General features: G+C 62.1%; 13 protein-coding genes. 4 read left to right on the forward strand and 9 right to left on the reverse strand.

Features of this window, described 5'->3' with window-relative positions:
- Positions 1–205 precede the first annotated feature (205 nt).
- The 5 genes from E6C55_RS02155 to E6C55_RS02175 form a co-directional block, all read right to left on the reverse strand.
- Positions 206–6,664 (reverse strand): RICIN domain-containing protein, encoded by a 6,459-nt coding sequence (locus E6C55_RS02155; RefSeq protein WP_136368132.1) that lies wholly within the window; start codon positions 6,662–6,664, stop codon positions 206–208.
- Positions 6,665–6,693: 29 nt separating this feature from the next.
- The gene (locus E6C55_RS02160; protein WP_230986480.1) at positions 6,694–9,048 is read right to left on the reverse strand and encodes a glycoside hydrolase family 31 protein; all 2,355 of its coding nucleotides are present in this window, start codon (positions 9,046–9,048) and stop codon (positions 6,694–6,696) included.
- Between the two features lie 29 nt (positions 9,049–9,077).
- Positions 9,078–9,932, reverse strand: coding sequence for a sugar ABC transporter permease (locus tag E6C55_RS02165; protein ID WP_136368133.1), 855 nt, complete (start codon positions 9,930–9,932; stop codon positions 9,078–9,080).
- Position 9,933: 1 nt separating this feature from the next.
- Positions 9,934–11,346, reverse strand: coding sequence for a sugar ABC transporter permease (locus E6C55_RS02170; protein WP_136368134.1), 1,413 nt, complete (start codon positions 11,344–11,346; stop codon positions 9,934–9,936).
- Between the two features lie 91 nt (positions 11,347–11,437).
- Positions 11,438–12,829 carry an extracellular solute-binding protein gene (locus tag E6C55_RS02175; protein WP_230986481.1) on the reverse strand — a complete coding sequence of 464 codons (1,392 nt, stop codon included), beginning with the start codon at positions 12,827–12,829 and terminating at the stop codon, positions 11,438–11,440.
- 88 nt (positions 12,830–12,917) lie between these two features.
- On the opposite strand from E6C55_RS02175, the gene E6C55_RS02180 reads away from it, so the two are divergent.
- A complete protein-coding gene (locus tag E6C55_RS02180) occupies positions 12,918–13,265 on the forward strand; it encodes a hypothetical protein (RefSeq protein WP_136368135.1) in 348 nt (115 codons plus the stop codon).
- Positions 13,266–13,579: 314 nt separating this feature from the next.
- Here E6C55_RS02180 and E6C55_RS02185 read toward each other — a convergent pair whose 3' ends face one another.
- Complete coding sequence (locus E6C55_RS02185; RefSeq protein WP_136368136.1) at positions 13,580–14,002, reverse strand: Rrf2 family transcriptional regulator; 423 nt, start codon at positions 14,000–14,002, stop codon at positions 13,580–13,582.
- Between the two features lie 97 nt (positions 14,003–14,099).
- Positions 14,100–15,260: a formate-dependent phosphoribosylglycinamide formyltransferase gene (purT, locus tag E6C55_RS02190; RefSeq protein WP_136368137.1), complete on the reverse strand. Its 1,161-nt coding sequence runs from the start codon at positions 15,258–15,260 to the stop codon at positions 14,100–14,102.
- A 231-nt stretch (positions 15,261–15,491) separates the two neighbouring features.
- On the opposite strand from purT, the gene E6C55_RS02195 reads away from it, so the two are divergent.
- From E6C55_RS02195 to E6C55_RS02205, 3 genes are all read left to right on the forward strand, one after another.
- The gene (locus E6C55_RS02195; RefSeq protein WP_136368138.1) at positions 15,492–15,647 is read left to right on the forward strand and encodes a DUF1540 domain-containing protein; all 156 of its coding nucleotides are present in this window, start codon (positions 15,492–15,494) and stop codon (positions 15,645–15,647) included.
- Between the two features lie 324 nt (positions 15,648–15,971).
- On the forward strand, positions 15,972–17,300 hold the full coding sequence (locus tag E6C55_RS02200; RefSeq protein ID WP_136368139.1) for an ArsR family transcriptional regulator: 1,329 nt from the start codon (positions 15,972–15,974) through the stop codon (positions 17,298–17,300).
- A gap of 138 nt (positions 17,301–17,438) precedes the next feature.
- A complete protein-coding gene (locus E6C55_RS02205; protein ID WP_136368140.1) occupies positions 17,439–18,125 on the forward strand; it encodes a type 1 glutamine amidotransferase in 687 nt (228 codons plus the stop codon).
- 98 nt (positions 18,126–18,223) lie between these two features.
- On the opposite strand, the gene E6C55_RS02210 is transcribed toward E6C55_RS02205, so the two are convergent.
- Complete coding sequence (locus tag E6C55_RS02210) at positions 18,224–20,233, reverse strand: Na+/H+ antiporter (protein WP_136368141.1); 2,010 nt, start codon at positions 20,231–20,233, stop codon at positions 18,224–18,226.
- A 1,633-nt stretch (positions 20,234–21,866) separates the two neighbouring features.
- Entirely contained in the window at positions 21,867–22,877 is a 1,011-nt protein-coding gene (locus E6C55_RS02220) for an aldose 1-epimerase (RefSeq protein WP_136368142.1), read from the reverse strand.
- Positions 22,878–22,994 lie beyond the last annotated feature (117 nt).

The following is a 22,994-nucleotide window of genomic DNA, read 5'->3' on the forward strand; positions in this document are numbered from 1 at the left end:
AAAATCACATTCGTGGAGCCATTGCCGCCCCCAAGGTGCCGGATATATGCTAAAAACCGTATAAAACGCTCCGATTCCCGCCAAATCAGGCCGACGAATGTGAAATTTCATATAAAACCACCAAAGTCATTGGACATGCCGAACGGCGGCGCCAGAGAAAACCTCTCCGGCGCCGCCGTTCGCGGTAAGATGAGATTAAGTCAGGTTAGAGCAGCTTCAACGCTTGCAGCATTCGGGCCAGCAGGACCGCTCCTTCGGCGCGGGTCGCGATGCCCTGCGGCGAGAGCGCGTCGGCCGAGGTGCCGCTCAGGATGCCTTCGGCCAGGAGCCGGTTGAGCGCGTCCGCCGCCCATGGGCTGGTCTCGCCGGCGTCGGCGAAGGCGGACAGGTCGCCTGCGGCTGCGGTGCCGGCGGATGTCGCACCGCTGCCAGCGGAGCCTGCGGCCGGCAGCGATTGCCGTACCAGCTCCATCGCGCGGGCCAGCAGAACCGCCATCTGCTCGCGGGTGATCTCGTCTCCCGGACGGAAGCCGCCATCCGCGTCGCCTTGGACGAGGCCGAACTCCGCGGCGAGGTTCGCTTCTCTTGCGTACCAGGCTCCCGGCGCCACGTCGTTAAAGCCGGAGGAAGAACCGGACTCGCCCGAGCCGCCGTTCAGGCCGAGCGAGCGGACGAGCAGCGCCGTGAATTCGGCGCGGGTCATCGGCCGGTTCGGCGAGAAGCGGCCGTCTCCGTCGCCGTTCGCGATCCGCTTGTTCGCGAGCTGCCGGAGATCCTTCTCCGCCCAATGCCCCTGCAGATCGGACAGCGTTCGACTCGACGACGCCAGGACGAAGATGCCCGTCTCCATGCTGCGAATCGTCACGATCGTCCGGCCGTCGTCCGTACGCTCGAAGAGCGCCGGGACGTAGCGGAGCTGCCCGGTCGCCGGGTCATACAGAAGGACCGTCGTCGAGGCGGCATCGACCGACCGCTCGAGCGTGATCTGCCGGTCGACGAACGTCCGGCCGAAGCCGGAGAGCGATTCGGAGGTGTCGGCCGTGCGGATGGCGGCGTCGAACCGGAATGTTCCGCCTTCGATCAGGGATACACCGCTTCGGCCCGCGTCCTCGCTCAGCTTCGTCGCCGTCGCTTGGTCCACGGCGCGGATCGCCAGCTCCAGGTAGGCGCCGTCGCCGCGCTCTCCCAGCAAGGCGGCCGCCTGGCCGAGCGTCAGCCCGTAGCTTGCGCTGTCCAGCCGCACGACAAGCCTGACGTTCGGCTGCCGCTTCGCCGCTTCCCGCAGCGCTTCGGCGCTGAAGACGGCCGCCGCTTCGCCGGAGCCTTCGGCGCCGGACAGCTCGATCGCAGCCGCTCCCGAAGCCAGCGCATCGGCCAGCTTCTTGTCGCCTTCGGCGGCTTGCTTCTCGAGGGAGGAATCGTCCGAAGAGTCGTCCGCTCCGTCGCCGGAAGAGGAATCTCCGCCGGTGTAGACGGGCGGGCTAACGCTCTCCTCGGGGAGCTCGACGCCTTCGAGCGCTCCATTGTCCGTATCCACCGCGTCGACGGCGCCTTCGCCCTCCACCGGCTGCGGCTCGGCCAGGGCAAGCTCGAAGGAATCGCCCACCGTGCTGAACAAGCGTCCGACCTTCGCGTCACGGATGAGGACGTTCTCCAGTTGGACACCGCCGCTCACGCCCGCCGCGACGTTGATGCCCCACGTGCCGGTTCCGTCGATCACATAGTTGCGAATAAGAACGTGGTGCTCCCCGGTGTTGCTTATTGTGTTCGGACCGCTGATGTACAGCCCCTGGAACGTGCTGTCGATCGCTTCGTTGTTCTGGATTACGATGTCGGCATCCATCGGAACGTTCTCGACGAACAGCCAGACGGCGCCGAAGTCCTGGTTCCAGCTTGCTTCGTGCCCGCCCGTGCGCAGCAGCGTGTTGCGCTCGACGCGGGTCGTGCCGCCGAACGGCACCGGATCGAATCGGGTCGATACAGCGATTCCCGCTCCGAAGCCTACTGTGTCGACCAGGATGTTGTCCGTTACTTGATTATCCGCCCCTCCGAAAACAGCGACATTATCGGCCAAGTACGGAAGCTGGACGGTATTGAAGCGAATTCGGTTGTTCCGCGTCTGCGATTGCTCCGCCGTCGCCCCGTCGCGCAAGTCGGACCAGAGCGCAATCGCATCGTCTCCCGTGTTGCGGAGGACGGATTGCTCGACGACGGTATTGCGGGTTCCCGTGGATAAGTGAATGCCGTCGGCGTACGTGTTGCGCACGCGAACTCCTCCGATGTAGAGGCCGTCCGTGTTCAAGGTCAGATCGTCGCTCAGCGTCATCCAGATGCCGGCCTTGGCATGCTCGATCCAGACGTTCTGGATCGTCGAGCCGGTGCCGAAGGCGCCGTCGAAGCCGGCTTCCTTCTCGGCATCGTGACGGCCGGTTGCGCCGACATCAACGAGCAAGTCATACACCTGAACGTTCGAGCCGACGCCCATGAAGCCTGCTCCTCGCAGCTCGGTATGCCACATGCCCGCGCCGCGGATCGTCACGTCGGCCACTTCGAGCGGGCCTCCACTCAGATCGAAGCTGCCCTGCGGCACCCAGAGGCCGAAGCCGCCCGCGCTTGCCGCCGCGATCGCGGCACGGAACGCCGCGCTGTCGTCCTTGCCGTCGTTCGGCACGGCCCCATACGAGACGACGGACCGATAGCCGGCCGGCATCGCATATGCGCCTGGAGCCTGCTCAAGCTCGGCCAGGTCCAGCACGTAATACGCGGCATCGTCTCCCGCATCGCGCTGCAGGCGAACCGTCGCGCCGGCCGGGATCGCGCCGACCATGAAGTGGGACTCATCGTAGAAGCGATGAGCGTCGCCGTCGGCCGGGTTGTTCGTATACGGATACTTGCCGTATACCCAACTGTGCTCGGAGCTTAGCTCCAGCGACTGCTTCTTCACGCCATTCACGTACAGGCTCAGCGTCTCCGTCAGCCCGGCGCCGTCCGCGCTGTCCGGAAGGACATAGCGCAGCGTCAAGGCGTTCGCCGCTTCCGCGGCCTTGAACTCGACGTACTGGCCTTCCTCGTCGAGCCGCACCGCCTTGCGGCCGGACGACTCCGCCGCGATCGTGCCATAGTCGCGCCCCGGACCGATCAGGCTGCCATTCGCAGCCGCATCCTCCAACTCGTAAGCGACGTAGGGGACGGTCGCTCCGCGGGCGTCCGCCTTGGTCGCGTTCGCGAGCTTCAGCGCGCCGATGCCAAGCTCGGTCCCGCTCTCATCCTCGTAGCGCAGAGAGACGGTGTTGAAGCCTGCACGGAGCGTCAGCTTAAACCGGACGGCTCCGCCCGCTTCTCCCGTGGAGGCGAGCGGAACGACCCGCGCCTTCACGCCGTTCACGTAGAGGCCCAAGCGGCCTGTCGACACCGCATCATTGCGATACACGAGCGACGCCTCGTAAGCACGAGCCTCCTCGGCGTGCACCGACCAGAGCAGGCTCGCTCCTTCCGCCGCAAAGCCGGTCGCGTAGCCGCCGGATTCGGCCGGCACCTCCACGCCGCCGGTTCCGAAGGCGATGGCGGCCGAATAGTTCGCCGTTCCCGTCACCGGCACGAACGTCCAGCGATCCGAGCCGCCCTCGCCGCCAACAATCGCGAACGCTTCGTCGGCCGCGCTGCGGATCGTCTTGCAGCCGAGAACGTCCGCCGTGTCCCACTGGGCGGCCAGCTCTCCCGCCGCTGCGGAGCCGAACAGGACGCCGCTTCCTTCATCAAGCGAGAGATAGAGCCCCGTCAGCTTGTTCTTGAACCTCTTATGGCCGTTGTAGCTCTCGACCGTCCATATCGAGGAGGCATCCGGCGACAACGGAGATCCATCCGTCACGGCCGTTCCCGTCATGACGAGCAGCTCGCCGGTCTGTTCGTTCGCGATACGGATAGCGTTCGGCTCTTGCAGAGCCGCAGTCGCGCCGTTCGTGTCGTCCGTCTCGCCGGTCGGCGGAACAGCTTCCTCCGGAGCGGCCTCCAGCTTCCATTGTGCCGCTTCGTTCTCGACGGATCTCAGCTCCACCTGCGCGAAGCCGAGGCCGTCGATCAGATGGACGTATTCATCGCTATGCCCCTCCGACGCATTGCGAAGCAGGTAATAGCCGGAGACGGCAGACGGTTCGAGCTTCCATGCGGCTGTCGCTTCATCCTCCGACACGCTCGTCTCCGCATAAGCTCGGCCGGTCTCCACCGAGAAGTAGTGCCCGGTCGCCCGATTCACAATGAGAGTCGTCCCGTCCTCCTTGCTCTCGAAGCTCCAATGCGAGGCCGAGTTCGTCTCGTCCGGCGTCCCGTACAGCACGACCTGGCGACCGTTCTCGTACAGGTATTGGCCGGTCTGCCGATTCTGAAGCCGAACGTACCCCTCCGGCAATTCGACCGGCAGCTCCGGCGCCTGTTCGAGCAGCCATTGCGCACTGCCCCAGTTCGCCGGAATATCGCTCGCCTGCGCGAAGCCCTTGTTGTCCTCGTCATGGATCAGGACATCGGTCTTCCAGACGTTGCGCAGCACCTTGGCCGCCGAGCCGTCCACGTCCTCCACCGTCCATTGAACGCTGCCCCATGTCGGGTCGATGTCCAGGCTCTCCAGCGCATCCTCGTAGCTCTCCACGTTCTCGACCGTGACGAAGTGGCCGGTCGCCCGGTTGACGATGACCGTCCCCTGCTCGCCTGGAGTCAGCAGCCAATGGGAAGCGGCGTCCAGTTCGTCCGGCTGACCGTCCTTGACGATGCCGTTCTCTTCGTACAGGTACGAACCGCGATAGCTGTTCTTCAGCCGAACGTAACTGCCCGTATCCGCCGTGACGTCAAGGAACTCCCACTTCGGACTTCCCCAGTCTCTCGGCACGATTCCGTATTGAAGCGACTTCAGCTTGTTCTCCACGTTCAAGTACGATTGCGCGCTCTCTTCCGCAGCGCGATCCCCGGCCGAACGAATCAGCTTGAGACCCTGATAGTCGACGACCACCCAATTGCCCGAAGTCGAGCCTTCGTCCAGCTCATCCGCCCGGACGGCCGCGCGCGAGCCTTCCACGCCTTCGAGCGTCACATAATGCCCGGTCGCCCGATTCTGGATGCGCGTCTTGCCCTCGCCCGCGTCGACAAGCTGCCACTGAGCGGCCTGATCCCCCGAAGACGCGTTGCCGTACTTCACGATGCCGTCCTGTTCATACAGATAGAGTTGCAGCCAGGAGTTGCGAATCCGGATGTAGGACGGCTCCGGGTTCTCGGACTCCGGCTCCGCGTTCGGGTCCTCCAGCTTCCACTGCGCGCTGCCCCAGGTGGGCTGCGCCCAGTTGTTCGCATGACCGAAGCCGTCCTGAGCCTGCACGTTGAGCAGAGCGCCTTCGGCTCCCGGAACGGCGAACGTATAATAGCCGCTCACCGAGCCGCCCGCGTCGTTCAACGCGGCCGCCATCGTCCAAGCCGCATCGCCGTACGCCGCGCCGCCGACGCTGACCGCCGCGTCTCCCGGCACCGCCCGGATGTAGCCGCCGGAGTTCAGATTGCGGATCGTCGTGCCCGACGCGCCGTTCTCCACGAGCCATTGCGAGCTCCGCTCCGTCGCCGCCGGCGTCCCGTAAGCAACGACCCCTCCCTGCTCATACAGGTAGTTGCCCTGCCATTGGTCCTTCAGCCGGATCGGCATCGTGTCGGACGCCGGTTCAAGCCTCCACTGCGCGCTTCCCCAGCCCGGCTGCGCCCAGTTGTTCCAATGCGCAAGACCGTCCTGGACTTGCACATTCAGCACGAAGGCCGGGTCGGCCTGGGCGGTCAGCACGACAACGTTAGGGTCCTCCCCCGCTGCCGTCAGCGTCCACTCGGTTACGGCCTCCTCGTCCAGCTCCGTCGCCGGGATCGGAATCGTTTTGTCATCGGAAGCGATTATATTAGCGACATTAATGAAGTGCCCCGTCGCCCGGTTCTGAAGCCGCTTCTTCCCGTCCCCGGCATCAACGGCGAACCACTGGGACGACAAGTCGGTCATGGCCGGTTGCCCGACCTTCACGATGCCGTCCTCTTCGTACAGATAGTCGCCGTGCCACTGATCCGTGATCCGCACCGGAGCCAGCTCGCTCGCCGGCTCAAGCTGCCACTGGGCGCTGCCCCATGCCGCCTGCGCCCAGTCATTGACATGCCCGTACCCGTCCAGCGTCTGAATATTCAGCACGCGGTTCGCATAATCCGAGCTGATCACGTTCACATAGCCGGGCTCCGCCTCCTGCACCTTCCAGAGCGCCGTCGACAGCCCGGGCGTAATCGTCGTGCTCTCAAGCGGAGACGTAATCTTGTCGCTCGGCACAACGCTGGCCATGTTGAGGTAATGGCCCGACGCCCGGTTACGAATCGTCTGCAGGCCGCTGCCCGCCTCCTCGAACAGCCATTGCGCCGCCGGGTCCTCGACGGCCATGTAGCCGTACGCGACCTTGCCGGAAGCGTCCTCGTACAGATAAACGCCTTGCCATTGATTCTTGATCCGGACGTAAGCCGCTGCCGATCCTCCGGTCGATCCCCCGGACGAGACGCCTTCGTCGGTTGAATCTCCCGCCGCCGAGACAGACGCGAACGTCCCCAGCGGAGACAGCAGGACGAGTGCCAATACGCTTGCGATAAGCTTGCGAATCAGAGCCATTCGTCTTCTTCCCTTCCTATGGTTAATTATTAATAGGAATAACAATTAGCGACCTTCTTGCCGTTAAAAATCACGTCCAGCCTCTCGGCCGCTTCCCCGTGAACGACCAGCTTCCGACCTCCCCAATCCGGAGAATACCCGTCCCGTTCGACCCGGCTCGCGATCTCCAGTTGTCCCGGAGCCGATCTCCTGACGCTTACGCGCTCCGAATAGCAGGCTCCGGCCTCATATCCGAACGTCGTGCCGTCATCCTCATACAGCGTAAACTCCGAGCTCTCGCCGATGGCGGGCGGGTACACGTGCAGCTCCAGCTCCTCCACCCGCTCCGAGGCGGACAGCCGATCCGCAGCTGCCAGCGGCAGCACGGCTCCTTCCCGAACGAACAGCGGAATCGTATCCAGCGGAGCGTCGACTACGACATGCCTCCCGCCCTCGACTCGCTCCTCCGTCCAATAGTTCACCCAGCCGCCCGCGGGCAGGTAAACCATCCTCCGCCGCGCATGCGGCCTTGCCACCGGAGCGACCAGCACCGACGGTCCGAGCAGGAACTGGTCGGAGATCGCGTACGTCTCGGCGTCCTTCGGGAACTCGAGGAACAGCGGCCGCACGACCGGCACTCCGCTATCGTTAGCCTCCTTAAATAACGAGTACAGGTAAGGAAGCCACCGGTAGCGCAGCCGGATGTACTTGCGAGCGACTTCCTCCGTCCCCTCCCCGAAAACCCACGGCTCCTGCCGGATCGCCTTCATCTCGCTATGGTTGCGGAAGAACGGCAGGAACGCGCCGAGCTGCGTCCACCTTGCGAGCAGCTCCGGATTCGAGTCGTTCGAGAAGCCGCCGACATCTGCGCCGCACAGCGGCACGCCCGACAGCCCCAGGTTGAGGCACATCGGCACGCTCATCTCGAGGTGCTCCCAGAAGCTGCGGTTGTCGCCCGTCCAGACGGCCGCGTGCTTCTGAATGCCCGCATAGCCCGCCCGCGTGAGCACGAACGGGCGGCGTCCCTCCAGCCCCCGCTTCATCCCCGAGTACGTCGCCGCCGACATGTGATAGCCGTACACATTGTGCAGCTCGCGATGCGTTGCCGGACGCCCGTCGTTCGCGTGCACGACGTCCAGGTCCATCGTCTTCGACTCGTTGAACACGGAAGGCTCGTTCATGTCGTTCCAGATGCCCTCGATGCCGAGCTCCGTATAGAACGAGTGCAGGTCTCCCCACCATTCGCGCACCTTGCCGTCCGTGAAGTCCGGGAAGGCGCTTCGCTCCGGCCACACCTGCCCGTAGAACAACTGCCCGTCCAGGTAGCCGCAGAACATGCCCTCCCTCACGCCCTCGCGGAACACTTGGTATTCGGGGTCCGCCTTGACGCCCGGATCGACGATCGGCACGACGCGAATCCCCTGCTCTCTCAGCTCTTCGATCAAGCCCCGCGGGTCCGGGAAGCGGCCCTGGTCGAACGTAAACACCCGATACCCGTACATGTAATGGATATCCAGGTGAACGACGTCGAGCGGAATGCCCTTCTCCTTGAAGGTCGCGGCCAGCTCGCGAACCTCCGCCTCCGTCTCGTACGAGTACCGGGACTGATGGTAGCCGAGCGCCCAGCGCGGAGGAATCGGAGCGCGTCCCGTGAGCGACGTATACTGGGCAAGCACGTCCTTCGCCGTCGGTCCCGCCATCACGAAGTAATCGAGCTGGCCGCCCGCCGCCCGGAACGAATGCTCTTCCTCTCCCCGAAGGTCGAACGCGGAGCGGAACGTGTTGAAGAAGAACAGCCCGTGGGCCGTCCCCTCCCGCAGCGTCAGATAGAACGGGATGGACACGTACAGCTCGTCTGTATCCGGGTTGTGGGGAGCGTAGACGTCCGTGTTCCACATGCCGAATCGCTCGCCTCGCTTGTCCAGGAAGCCCGACTTCTCGCCGAAGCCGTAGAAGCGGTCCGCCTCCCCGGTCTTCTTGACGCAGAGCACCTCGCCCTTCCCGCTGGCCATCATCCCGCGTTCCCCTTCGGAGACGAGCTCCCTACCGGAAGCGTCGAAGAAGATGAGCCGCAGCGGCGCCTTGCGGATCACGACCTTGAGCTGCGAGGAGCTGAGCCAGATCTCCCGCTCCTTCACCTCCGCGAGAATGCGGCCCGGACCCTCCTGCGCCGGCTCCAGCAGGCTCGCGTTAAGCCCAAGGTCCGGTTCGCCGGACGGGTTCCAGACGACGCGCACGATGCGATCCGTACGGAACGAGATCAGCACCGTGCCGCCCTCGCATTCCAGCCGATAGACCGAGGACTCCTCGAAGAATCGCTTCAACCCGCCAATATCGCGCCAACTCCCGCCTCCCGTTCCTCCGCCGACGTATTGATCCGGGTGAATTGCAGAACTATTTTCCACCGTTAAATAACCTCCTGCCTGATGTCCGATTATCCCTTGGTGCCGCCTTCCGCCAATCCGGAGATCAGGTAGCGCTGCAGGAACAGGAATACGGTCGAGATCGGGAGAGCGATCAGAATGGTGCCCGCCGCGAATCTCGTGAAGTTGTTGCCCATCTTATCGTTGATGAAGCTGAACAAGCCGAGCGCCACCGTGTACTTCTCCGGAGACCGAAGAATGATGCGCGGGGTCAGGAAGTCCATGAACGGCGCCATGAAGGTGAACAGCGCCACAACCGCCAGAATCGGCGCGATCAGCGGCAGCAGAATGCGGGTCAGAATGCGCAGGTGCCCGGCCCCGTCCATCTTCGCGGATTCGTCGAGGTCGCGCGGAATCGTGTCCATGTACCCCTTGACCAGGAAGATGTTCATCGGCAGGCCGCCCACGGTGTAGAAGATGACAAGCCCGGTGAACGTGTCGAGCAGCCCGACGAGATTAAGAAGCAGATAGATCGCGACCATCCCCATCAGCACGGGAAAAACCTGCATAAGAAGAGTCGCATAAATCGTGTTCTTGCGGCCGACGAAGTGGTAGCGGGAGAAGACGAACGCGGTCAGCCCGACCATGAATACCGACGCCAGCGCGTTGAACGAGGCGACGATCAGCGTGTTCTTGTACCAGAGCTTGTAATCGCTTCGCGGGTCGTTGAACAGCCAATTGTAGTTGTCCGTCGACCAATTGTCCGGAATCAGCTTGGCGCTGAACATGCTCGTCCCCGGATTAAGCGAGATGCCGACCGCCCACAGCAGCGGGTACAGGATGACGACGAACATGACCAGGACGATCAGGTAGATGCCGGCCACTTCGAGGTTGGACTTCCGATTAGACTTTAGGGAGCGCTTCATGCTAGTACATGCCCTCCTCTCGGAACGAACGGGATCTGCGGAACTGGTAGAACGCGAAGAACGCGACGACGAGCCCCATGATGATAGAGATCGCGGCGGCCATCTTGTAATTGTTCTGGTCGAAGGTCAGGCCGTACACCCAGGAGATCATAATGTCGGTCGCGCCCGAGCTCTGTCCCGGAACGGGAGGTCCGCCCTTGTTGAAAAGATAGATGATGTTGAAGTTGTTGAAGTTGTACGCATATTGCATGATGAGCAGCGGTGCGGTGGCGAACAGGACGTGCGGCATCGTGATGTAGCGGAACTTCGCGAGGCGGGTGCCGCCGTCGACGTCCGCCGCCTCGTACCAGTCCTTGGAGATGCTCTGCAGGACGCCGGTCACGAGCGTGAACACGTAAGGGAAGCCCAGCCACACCTGCACCAGAATAATCGCGATGCGCGCCCACGTCGGGTCGGTCAGCCACGGCACCGAGACGTTGAAGACGGACAGGATGTCGCGGTTGATCGTGCCGAACGTGTCGTTGAACATGGCCGCGAAGACGAGCACCGTCATGAACGAGGGCACGGCCCACGGCAGGATGAAGACGGTTCGGATGAACCGCTTGAAGCGGACGCGGGAGTCGTTCACGATCATCGCGAGGAAGAACGCGAGCGCGATCTGCAGCGACGTGGCGACAAGCGTCCAGACGACGGTCCAGGCCATGACGGCGAGCAGGCTGCGCGACCAGATCGATTCGGTGAACAGCGCGATGAAGTTGTCGAAGCCGACCCAATCGAGCAGGTGCGCGGGCGGCGAGTTGTACAGGTTGTAGTTCGTGAACGCGAGGAGCACCATGAACAGCAGCGGGAAAATCACGATCATCGTCAGCAGGAGGAACGTCGGAACGACGATGAAATACGGGAAGCCGTGCTCCCAGCTGTCGTGGAACGCCTTGCGGACGGACGGGATGGCGAAGCCTTCCCGGCGCCGGACCGCGTCCCGGTGGGCATCCTTGATGTTGAGCCCGTAGGCGATCGCCAGAATGACGATCACGATGGCGGACAGGATGCCCTGAACGAGCAGCGTGCGGGAGTCGTCGGTCTCCGGGTTGTCCCCCAGCGTAATGAGGCCCCAGATGCCGTTGATCAGAGGCGCCGTCATCGCTATGGCGAAGAGGAGCGCGAGAAGGAGGAGGATGCTCCCCTTGATCCATCTATGGTTGTAAAACTGGCCGAGACCGGGGACGACGGACAGCCAGGCGGCGGCTCGCGGGTTCGCGGCGGCAGCGGTGTTGGTGCCGGGGACGATGCCCGGGCTGGCGCTGGTGCCAGGGCGGGCGCTGGTGTCGAGGCTGGCGTGGATACCAGGAGCGATGCCTGGGTTGGCGCTGGCTTCGTGATCGGCCGCCCGGGCCGAGGGATGTTCGGTTGTCATGCGTGTTCCACCTTCCTTAGGCAGAAGGAGAAGGGACGGCGATCGGCGATCAGCCCCTTCTCCTTCTTCTTGCCGATTAGCTTCTTGCTGTTCAGTTCGCGCCCGCCATCTTCATCTTGTCCTGCACTTGCTTGACCGCGTCGTCGAGCGACGCCTGAACGTCCTGCTTGTCGACGATGAACTTGAGCGCGTTCGCCATCGGGTCCCACACATGATCGAGCTCCGGCACGGTCGGGAACGGAATGCCGTATTGGATCTGCTGCGAGAAGCCGGCGACGATCGGATCGTCCGTCAGAACCGGGTTGTTGAGCACGTTCTTGACCGGAGGCGTCTCGCCCGTCTGCTTGAAGTATTCGAGCGAGTTCTCTTCGTTCGTGAGGAACGCCGCGAAGTCGGCCGCCCATTCGGGGCTCTTCGAGAACTTGGAGAGCATCCAGCCCTTGACGCCGATGAACGAGGTCGGGTGGTTGCCGTTATCGAGCGTCGGCAGCGGAGCGACCGCGAGGTCGTCGCCAAGCTGGTTCATATAGTCCTGCACCGCCCACGGTCCGTTAATGACCGCGCCAACCTGTCCTGCGGTGAACAATCCGCCGACGATATCGCCGTTCACGTCCTTCGGAATGTAGCCCTTCTCGACCCAGCTCTGGATCAGCTTGCCGCCGGCGACCGCGCCTTCCTTGTTCAGGCCGATGTCGTTCACGTCGAACTTGCCGTCGTTGTCCTTGAAGATGTAGCCGCCGTTGCCGCCCATCAGCGACCAGGCGTAGTAGAAGTTCGTCGCTTCGAACAGGAAGCCGTACTTCTGCTTCTTCGCGTCCGTTTGCTCTTGCATGATCTTCTCCAGATCGGCGATGGTGGCGGGCGCTTGCGGAACGAGCTTCTTGTTATAGAAGAGCGCGTACGTCTCCGTGACGGCCGGGAGGCCGTACAGCGTGCCGTCCTGGCTCAATGCGGCCAGCGCTTCCGGCGTGTAGGACGAGAGCACGTCCTCAGTCGCGTTCAGCGGCTGGACGAGCCCCTTCACGACGAGAGCGCCGATGCCCGGCTGGTAGAACAGGTCCGGCCCCTTGCCCGCCGGGCCGTCGAGCGACAGCGTGTCCGGCTGATCGTTCATCGGCACCGGGCGGATGTTGATCTTGATGCCCGTCTTCTCGGTGTACTTGTCGGCGAAGCCCTTGATGACGTCGAGCTTATCCGCGTTGTCGTCCGGCCAGATCGTCAGCTCGGCCGGCTTCTCCGGCATGTTGGCCTCGGCGGACGGGCTTGCCGCAGCGGATTCGCTCGCGCTCGGGCTTGCCGCCGGAGACTCGCTGGCCGGCGAGCTGGAGGACGGAGCGGCCGCCCCGTTGTTGCCGTTGTCGCTGCTTCCGCAAGCCGTCAGCACCAGCGAACCGGCGAGCACGACTCCGAGCGGGAGCGCGATTTTCTTGCTCATTTTGCTCATCGTGCTCGTCTTGCTCATGGACTTGATCTCGATAGACATTAGGAATACCCCTCTCTAGTGATGGATCGGATGGTGAACTTCTTGATCTCATCATAAGAAATCCGGGGCGGGAGCCACTACCACTCTGATGACCGGTAAGGACACGATTGTGACATGGGGGATCGGCATGGGGCGATTCAAGGATATTGAGCGCATTCCCGGTAAACACGTCGAGCTGCCCGGAGATACGGAATTTACTTATCCGAATGGCAAGATAGTTACGATCCAGGAGGCGGCCGATGAATTCGAGGAGGGAATGCGCCTGGCCCGAGGAGAAGAATTGGCAGAGCCGGAGGATCTCTTCCTTAGAATCGCATCGCACAATACAAGGACGGGGGAGATTGGGACACCATCCTCCAATTCGATCCGGTACATCTTCATTATAAAGATGGGCCAATGGACGGTGACGGGCAGTTCGATCACCCGTTTTATGTGAATTTTCACATTCGCAGTCACGTTTATCGTCGAAAATGACGTTTTTATGCGGTTTTTCACATTCATAGGCGGGTGGCGGCACGGGAGAGCCCTCATTTATGTGAAATTTAGCATACATTCGGCCAAATGGCTTCGATTGTTCCGAATGAATGCGGTTTTTCGTATTCGTTGGCGCGTTGACGGTAGGCGGGCCGGACTTCGAACTGCATCGCACCGAACGCCAAGCCCGCTCCGACGGCTGTCGGGCGGGCTTGATGTCACTCTATTGTGTAATACGGCCGCGGAGAACCGCCCTATTCCGCCCTATTCCGCTCGTTACGCCCTGCTCGCCACGTCCAGGCTGAGCTGCTCCATCGTCACGCTCGCAAGCTGCGCTTCCATCGCACGCTGCGCGTCCAGGAAGACATGATCCAGCGAAGCCTGGATGTTGCGGCCGACCGGGCATGCCGGGTTCGGGTGCTCGTGCATCGCGAACAGCTCCTCCTGTTCGGACTGGACGGCGCGATAGACGTCGAGCATCGTGATCTCTCCGAGCGGGCGCGCAAGCCTCGCCCCGGCGACGCCGGCGCTCGTCCGGACGAGTCCCGCTTTGCTCAGCATGCCGAGAATGCGGCGGATGACGACCGGGTTCGTATTGACGCTCGAAGCGATGAATTCCGACGTCAAGCGATCGCCTTCCTTCTGATGAATCAATGTCAGGATATGCGCCGCGACCGAGAATCGGCTGCTGATTGCCATGGGGGACCCTCCTTCGCACTTAGGTGTACTTAGTATAGTTACAGCCTCGGCGAACTGTCAACCGGAACGGGGGCTGCCGCCCGGCAGCAACGTTCGCTTACTCTCCCTCGACCCTCAGCTTGCCCAGCGCCTCCGTCGCCTTCTCCCGGGCCGCGTCGACCGTCTCCGCCGTCGCGAGGGCGACGGCCATCCGGCGTCCCGTCTTCGTCACCGGCTTGCCGAAGACGCGAAGCTGCGTGTCCGGCAGCGCCAGCGCTTCCTCGGTTCCGAGCAGCCGATACGACGAATATTCCGCATCCGCCTTCAGCGGGCGGCTTGCGCCCGGCGCCGCCAGCTTGATCTGCGGAATCGGCAAGCCGAGAATGGCCCTGGCGTGCAGGGCGAATTCCGACAGGTTCTGGCTCACCAACGTCACCAAGCCCGTGTCGTGCGGACGAGGCGACACCTCGCTGAAGTAAACCTTGTCGCCCGAGAGGAACAGCTCCACGCCGAAGATGCCCGCGCCTCCCAGCTCGTCCGTGATCGCCTTCGCAATCCGCTTCGACTCGGCAAGCTGCGCCTCCGTCATCGGATGCGGCTGCCACGACTCGATGTAATCGCCGTCCTTCTGGATGTGGCCGATCGGCTCGCAGAACTGCGTTCCTTCCGCGCCGCGAACCGTCAGCAGCGTGATCTCCGAGTCGAACTTGATGAACTCCTCGACGATGACCCGGCCCTGCTGCACGCGTCCGCCTTCCATCGCGATCTGCCAACTGCGGCCGATCTCCTCCTCGGAGCGGCAGACGCTCTGGCCTTTGCCGGAGGAGCTCATCAGCGGCTTCACCACACACGGGAAGCCCATCTCCCGCGTCGCCTCCGCGAACTGCTCATACGTATCGGCGAACCGATACTGTGCGGTCGGCAGGCCGAGCGTCTCCGCAGCCAAGCGGCGAATGCCTTCGCGGTCCATCGTGAGGCGAGCCGCTCGCGCGGTAGGAATAACGCGGAAGCCTTCCTCCTCAAGCTCGATCAGCTCCGCCGTCGCGATCGCTTCGATCTCCGGAACGATCAGATCCGGCCTCTCCTTCTCGACAAGCTTCCGCAGCGCCTGCCTGTCCAGCATGTCGATCACATAGCTCCGGTCCGCAACGTGCATCGCCGGCGCCCCTTCGTATCGATCAACCGCAATCGTCTCGACGCCGAGCCGCTGCGCTTCAATAATGACTTCCTTGCCGAGCTCCCCGGAGCCGAGCAGCATCAATCTGGTCGTATGGAACATGGTAGCCTGGAACCTCCCGCATGGAATCCATGAATTCGAATACCTCCATTATACACATTATCCCGTCGCGCGATATCCCGGTCCATCCGTCCTCGGTTCGTCCCCGGCATCCTTGCCGTGTTGCCATGCCGAAGAAGCCATGTCTCTGTCGACATGGCTTCTTCGTCGCGGCTTTAAGGTATGAACCAACCAAGATTCACCCATCCTAAACAAGAGAGGAGGTGAATCACGATGGCCAAGGATGTACTCTGCGAAGTGAATTCCTGCAAGCATTGGGCCGCAGGCAATCACTGCATGGCAAGCTCGATCTATGTGGTCAACAATCGAGGCGATCAAGCGCGCAATTCCGAAGAAACGGACTGCAAGACATTCGAACCGAAGCTGTAACCGCACCACGGAATCACGGACTTCGGCAATCAAGCGCGGAGAGCGGCATCCAACAGAGGAGGCCGCTCTCTCCCTTTGTTGCTCCAACAAGCGTATTGACCGTCTCCATCAAGCAGTATGCCCGTTGATGAGAACTATTATCATCCCCACTCAAAAAAACTTCCCAGCTTCCGCTTTTCGGCGTCCCCTTTCTCTTCTTTCTCCGCTTCCCGCCTTCTCACTTCGCTCCTTCCCGGCCTCACGCCCCCCACATGCCAGCCCCGCGAGATCCGGTTATAATGGAACTGCTATGTCCGTATTTCCGGGTCTGCCGCGAGGGCACGGTTGCGGAAGGAAGAGGAGGTTATCGCCATTCGGATTCGATTGGGTTACATAGGCGTCGAAGATACGATGGACCGGGTGCTGGCCGTCATCCGCAAGTTCCCCGAGCTGGAAGCCGTCCCGTTCCGCCATGACCGGTTCGAGGATATTCCCGCGATCGTAGACGAGAATACGGAACGCGTCGACCTGTGGCTCACGTCCGGCCCGCTTGTCTACGACGTCGTTATGCAGCACGGGGACCCGGGTGTTCCCGTGCACGCGCTTCCCTATTCGGGAGCTTCGCTTTACCGGACGATGTGCCAGGTGTTCCTGCAGCACCCTTGCGAGGCGAACGAGCTCAGCTTCGACATCGTCTCCGAGAACGAGCTGATCGAGCTGTTCCGGGAGGTCGGGCTTGACGCCGCGGCGCTGCACCGCGCCGACTATGACGGCTCCTACCGGAGCCTGATCGAGTTCCATCGCTCGCTCTGGAGCGATGGCCGGACCAAGGCGGCGGTGACCTGCGTCTGGTACGTCTATCACGAGCTTCGCAGGCTCGGGGTGCCCGCCTACCGGGTCGCGCCCACCGAAGCCGCCATCGAGTCCACGCTCGCCTCGATTGTGCTGGCGCTTGAGACGGAGCGTTACAAGGACGCCCAGGCGGCGGTGCAATGGATCGAGACCGATCCGTACGACAGGCGGACCGACCGGCTCCAGACGTCAGACGATCTGAATCGGCTGGAATGGCAGTTGACCGACAAGCTGCTTCATTACTCCAACCATGTCCACGGCTCGTTGAAAATCATCAGTCCAGGGCGCTACATCCTATTCACGACCAGAGGCGCGCTGCGGGAGGCGACGGGCAACTTCGTGCGGATACCGGACCTCCCGGAGCTGGCCGAGCTGCGAGCTTCCCTGACCTGCGGCATCGGAATCGGCCGCACGATGGACGAGGCGGAGCGGCTCGGCGGGATGGCCCTGGCGCAGAGTCGCGCTCATGGCCAAGGAAGCTGGATGGTCGTCTTCGACGACAAAACCGCGAAGGGACCGCTCGGGGACCCCGTGCCGCTCGAATTCGGCTACGACACGCAGCGCTTCGCCGAAGCCGCCAGCCGATCGTCCCTCAGCCCGGCCACACTCGGGAAGATCGAAGCCGTTCTGCGCCTGCTCGGCACCGACACGATTAATGCGAACCTGCTCGCCCGGCATCTGAAGATCGTTCCGCGAAGCGCGAGACGTATCCTCATTCAGTTGGAGAACAGCGGCTATGCGGAAGCGGCCGGGGAGGAATCGCCAACCGCCCGAGGGCGCCCCATTCGGAACTATCGCATCTCACTGAAACAGGGACGTTAAGTCCCTGCTTTTTTGCGTTTGCGTTAGATATATTGACACGAGACACATCCGCCGTTAGAATTACGGACATAATCCCTATATAGTCCTTAATTCGAGCGATTGATTGAGGCACGGCAGCGGAAGGAGGCGGCAGCGGGGATGGATATTGTTATTGTTAAGCACTTCGACTTCGACGACGAGAGTGCGATTACCGAATGGGCTGCGTCCAGGGGGCATTCCTTTACGGTCGTTGATCCGTCCGGGGAGGGAAGCTTGCCTGACACAAGCGCCTTCGAGCTGCTTATCATCCTTGGCGGACCGATGAGCGTCTACGAAGAGGAGGCTTACCCGTGGCTCGCGGAGGAGAAGTCGTTCATTCGCAAGGCGATCGACGCGGACAAGAAGCTTCTCGGCATCTGCCTCGGGGGCCAGCTTCTCGCAGAGGTGCTCGGCGGCCAGGTGTTCCGAAGCGAGCACAAGGAGCTTGGCTTCCACCCGCTGAGGCTTAGCGGCAACGAGCATCCTCTGTTCGCCGGAATGCCGGACGGCTTCCATTCGTACCAGTGGCACGGGGATGCCTTCGAGCTTCCCGCCGAAGCGCTGCTTCTCGCCTCCTCCGAGGCTTGCCGGAATCAGGCCTTCGCGTACGGCCCGCGAATTCTCGGGCTGCAATTCCACCTTGAGACGACGCGGGTGTGCGCCGAGACGATGCTCGACCGATGGCGGGACGAGCTCGTCGACGCCCCATACATCCAATCGGCCGAGGCCATTCGCGGCCAATGGAGCCGCGTCGAAGACTCCCACGGCTACCTTCGGGACATTCTCGACCGATTCGAGCAGGCCTAGAACGAGACTCGAGGAGCCGTACCGCACCCGCACGATTGCAGCATCCCACCACGAACAACGCCCTGCCGGACGGCAGGGCGTTCTTTTCCAAGCGGCTGTTATTCCATCTCTTCCTCCGACAGGCCGGCCTCCATCGTATTGATGAAGAAGCGCAGATTGTTCACCATGGCCAAAGTGACCTCGCCGTTCGCGTACATTGTCTGCAGGGCGTCCCTCTCCATCTGAATCGCCCTTCGCTCCCACTCGATCTTCTCCCGCTGGAATTCCTCGCTCTTGGCTGTCGCCTGAAGGCTCTCGGAAGCGCGCCGCAGCGAGTCCTGGTAGTGTTGAAGCACCGCCGATACCGCAAGCTGGTCCTCCTGGCCCGCCGATTCCTGAAGCTTCGCGATCGCCGCCTTCGAGGTGCGCAGCCGGAGCTCCCGGAACGCTTCGATATCTGTGCGGCTCCAGCGGTCCTTCTTGCCTCGCGTTGCGCTCCTCAGCAGGCGCTTGATCCCGAAGCGAAGCGAATGCGCAACCGCCTGCGTCCGGTTGGCCATCAGAGATTCCGTTCGATCCAGAATCATGTCGAAGCGCTTCGCCGTCTCCTCCGCGACCTCCCCCCGCTCCAGCAGCCGCTTCGCCTCCTCCCGCTCCGCACGGATGGCCAGCAGCCACTTCGCCTGAACCGCGGACCGCCAGGCACGCTGTCCCTTGAAGCCGGGATTGGCGCGGATCTGCCGCAGCTTCTGCCCATAATCGCTAAGCACGGTCAGAATGACGTCCCGATTCTCGCTCGTGATCTCCTCCTTCAGCGATTGAACGGCCAGCTCCAGAATTCGCACCTGCGCCTCCTGTTCGCCCAGATGCTTGTTCTCGGCCTCATCCCCTTCCTGCCTCCGGGAGAGCAGCGGCAGGACGATGCTGGCGACGAGCAGCGTAACGAGAATAACCCCCGCCGAGAGGAAGAGGATCAGATTCCGTTCGGGGAATGCCGATCCGTCGTCCAGAACAAGCGGAATCGAGAATGCGCCCGCCAGCGTCACCGCCCCGCGAACGCCGGAGAGCGTCGTCAGCAGCGTCGACTTCAGCCGGACCTTCCTCGAGTCGCCGATCCTCTCCAGCGAAGAGAAGATGTACACCCAGATGAAGCGCAGCGCGTAGAGCGCCAGCGTAATGACCAGCACGTAGCCGATCGCCCGCGCATTGTTGAACTTCGGGTCCTCCCAGATCACTTCCGTTACGTGCGGGATCTGCAAACCTAGAAGGATAAAGACAAGGCCGTTCAGGATAAAAATAATGACCGACCACGTGCTCGACGAGACCACCTGCAGCTTCGTGGCGTACGGCTCGAGACGGTCCTTGGCCATCGTGTGGAAGATGCCTCCGGCCACGACGCCGAGAATGCCCGATACCCCAAGCTCTTCCGCGATCAGGTAGATCACGAACGGAGTCAGAATTTGAATGAGCATGTGCATCGTCGCATCCTCGATGCCAAGCCGGCGCAGGAACGACTTGACGGAGATGAAGAGAAGCGACAGCACAATTCCGACCAGCACGCCGCCAAGCGCGATGACAATGAAGCTCCAGCTCGCATTCGCCAGAGAGAACGCCCCGGTCACCGTCGCGGCGACCGCGAACTTGAAGGCGACGAGGCCGGATGCGTCGTTCATGAGCGCCTCGCCCTCGAGCAGGCGGAGAATTCCCTTCGGCAGATTGATCCGCCCGGAGAGCGCCCCGACCGCCACCGCATCCGTCGGCGACAGGATCGCCGCAAGCGCGAACGCCGCGGACAGCGGAATGGACGGAATCATCCAGTGGATGCCGTAGCCGCCGACGACAACCGTCACGAAGACCAGGCCGACCGCCAGCAGCAGAATCCAGCCCCGCAGCTTCCACAGCTCGTCCCGCGGCGTTCGCCTGCCATCATTGTATAGCAGCGGTGCGATGAACAGAATGAAGAACAGCTCCGGCTCCAGCTCCAGCTCGATCCCGGTCGGCAGCAGAACAAGCAGCGCGCCGAGCGCAATCTGGAACAGCGGCACCGGCACCGCCGGAACGATCCGGTTCAGCACGTTCGACACCGCGATCAGGGCCAACAGCCCAAGAATGATAAGAAAAAGTTCCATGAAGAGATCTGACCTTCTTTCTGTCTGACTGCCTGAATGTACAGCGGACTGTCTGTCTGCCTGTCCGCCTGTCTGCCTGTCTGCCTGTCTGCCTGGCTGTCTGGCTGTCTGGCTGTCTGGCGGGCGGTTGGCGAATCGTTATGTAGTCGGTGCGTCAGTCGGGCGCAAGGGCATCATACCGAAGATGGCGGAACGTTGGTCATTATATACAATTCGCGGGGTTTTCTATGCATCGAGCCTCCGATCCAAGCACCGCCGCCCCTCTCCAAGCCCCTACGAATGCGATTTCTCACATACACCACGTTATTTGCGCCCCCTCGAGCCCCACGAATGTGATTTTTCACATTCATTTTGCCGTTGGCGGGCTGCTTTGGCCGATGTATGTGATTTTTCACATATATCACGTCGTTCGCCGCCGTTTACGCCCCATGTATGCGATTTTTCACATATATCGCGTTATTTGCGCCCATTCGGGCCTCACGAATGTGATTTTTCACATTCATCGGGCTGGCCGCTGCGGACTATTGGAGTCTGATCGGGACAGCGAGTCTGATTGCTGGCTTTCTCCTCTGGCACAACCACCGCATCTCACCACCCCGCCCCTCTCCAAGCCCCCGCGAATGTGATTTTTCACATACACCACGTTATTTGCGCCCCCTCGAGCCCCACGAATGTGATTTTTCACATTCATTTTGCCGTTGACGGGCCGTTTTGGCCGATGAATGTGATTTTTCACATATATCACGTCGTTCCCGGCCGGTTACGCCCCATATATGCGATTTTTCACATATATCGCGTTATTTGCGCCTGTTCGGGCCTCACGAATGTGATTTTTCACATTCAGCGTGCTGACCGCGAACTATCGGAGTCTGATCGGGACAGCGAGTCTGATTGGTTACCTGCATCATGCTGACCGCGGACTATCGGAGTTTGATCGAGACAGCGAGTCTGATTGGTTACCTGCAGCGTGCTGACCGCAAACTACTGGAGTCTGATCGGGACAGCGAGTCTGATTGGTTACCTGCATCGTGCTGACCGCGAACTATCGGAGTCTGATCGGGAAAGCGAGCGTGATTGGTTACCGGCAGCGTGCTGATCGCGAACTATCGGAGTCTGTTCGGACAACGAGCGTGATTGGTTACCTGCATCATGCTGATCGCGAACTATCGGAGTCTGATCGGAATAACGAGCGTGATTGGTTACCGGCATCATGCTGACCGCGGACTATCGGAGTCTGATCGGGACAGCGAACGTGACTAGTTACCTGCAGCGTGCTGATCGCAAACTATTGGAGCCAGATCGAGACAGCGAGTGTGACTGGTTACCTGCATCGTGCTGGCCGCGGACTATGGGAGTCTAATCGGGACAGCGAGTGTAGTTGGTTATCGGCATCACATTCGGCGGCCTCATGGTGTTAGGTGCAATGCCTTCTGCGGCGCGTCCCGGCAACGAAGAAACGGAACCTTAGGCGTCCGAACGACGCCGGCACCCAAGATTCCGCCCATACCCGCTTATCCGCCCATCCTCGTGCGTATCCATTCGCCGCGTCGGCAGAGCGCGTCGAACTCGCCGCACCGGCGGAACCCGCTGGTCCCGCCGAGCCCGTCGGCCTGCGCTTGGCGGCGGGCTCGACCTACGCCTGGCGAATGACGTACAAGCGGCTCGTCTCTTCCCAGAGCTCGCCCTGCTCGAGCCCGATCAGGCCGATGTCCTCGGCCGGGAGATCGACGTTCGGCGCGTTGACCAGGTTGATCTGCGGCTCGGGGCAGAAGAAGCCTCCGCGCGCCCCGTTGTTCCAGATCATCCACATTCGGTACGCGGTGCCCACGTCGTAGACGAGCTTCGCCCCTGCGCGCGAGTCCGTCAGCTCCATGTAGTTGCGGCCGTTCTGCGTCTTGGCGGTGTAGTGGTTGTCCATCGACTCGAAGAACGGGGACTGGCCGCCCTCGCGCATCTTCACTTCCCCGTCCGACAGCGGCTGGAAGCGGCCGGTCGGCAGCATGCGATCGTCCGGCCCCATCTCCCAGCGGTCGCCGATCGTCAGCTTAAACGCGACGTCCGCAGTCTCGCTGCCCCGCGCGAACGGCGCGTTGATCGCCGTATGGAACGCGAGCAGGCACGGCAGCCGCTTCGGCCCGTCGTTGCGGACGCTCACGCGCTGAAGCAGCCCCTCTTCGCTCAGCGTGTACTCCAACGTCAGCGTAAAATCAAACGGATAATGAGCATAAACCTCATGCCCCTCCGACACGGACAGCGTCAGCGCGACCCGGCTCGCCGCCTCGTCCGCTCCGAACCGCTCCACCTTCCACGGAGTCGTATGCGCGAAGCCGTGCAGATGGTTGCCGCGGGCGGTCTCGTTCACCGGCAGTTGGTACGTCGTGCCCTCCCACGGGAACTTGCCCGCATCGTAGCGGTTCGGCGGGAACAGCACCGGAATGCCGTGCACGCCCGGGTTCCCGCGGAACGCATCCATCTCCGCCTCTCCCGGTTCCCGCAGGAACGAATAGCCGCGGTCCGTATCGCGGAACGCGATCAGGTTCGCCCCGATTCGCGGAAGAACGGCCGCTTCGTACGGGCCGGCTTGCAGCCAGATGGCTTGTTCATCATGATAAGTGCCTTCATAAGCGCGAATAGCGTTCGACATAATATCCCCCTCGATTAGGTGAACAAGTTAACAAATTCAATTCGTGCAACTATTCACTAGCATACCATATTCGGGCCGATTCGCGCACCGCGCAGCGCCCGCCGCGCAAGCTTAAGC

The organism is Cohnella fermenti, from assembly GCF_004801405.1.
Classification (GTDB): Bacteria; Bacillota; Bacilli; order Paenibacillales; family Paenibacillaceae; genus Cohnella; species Cohnella fermenti.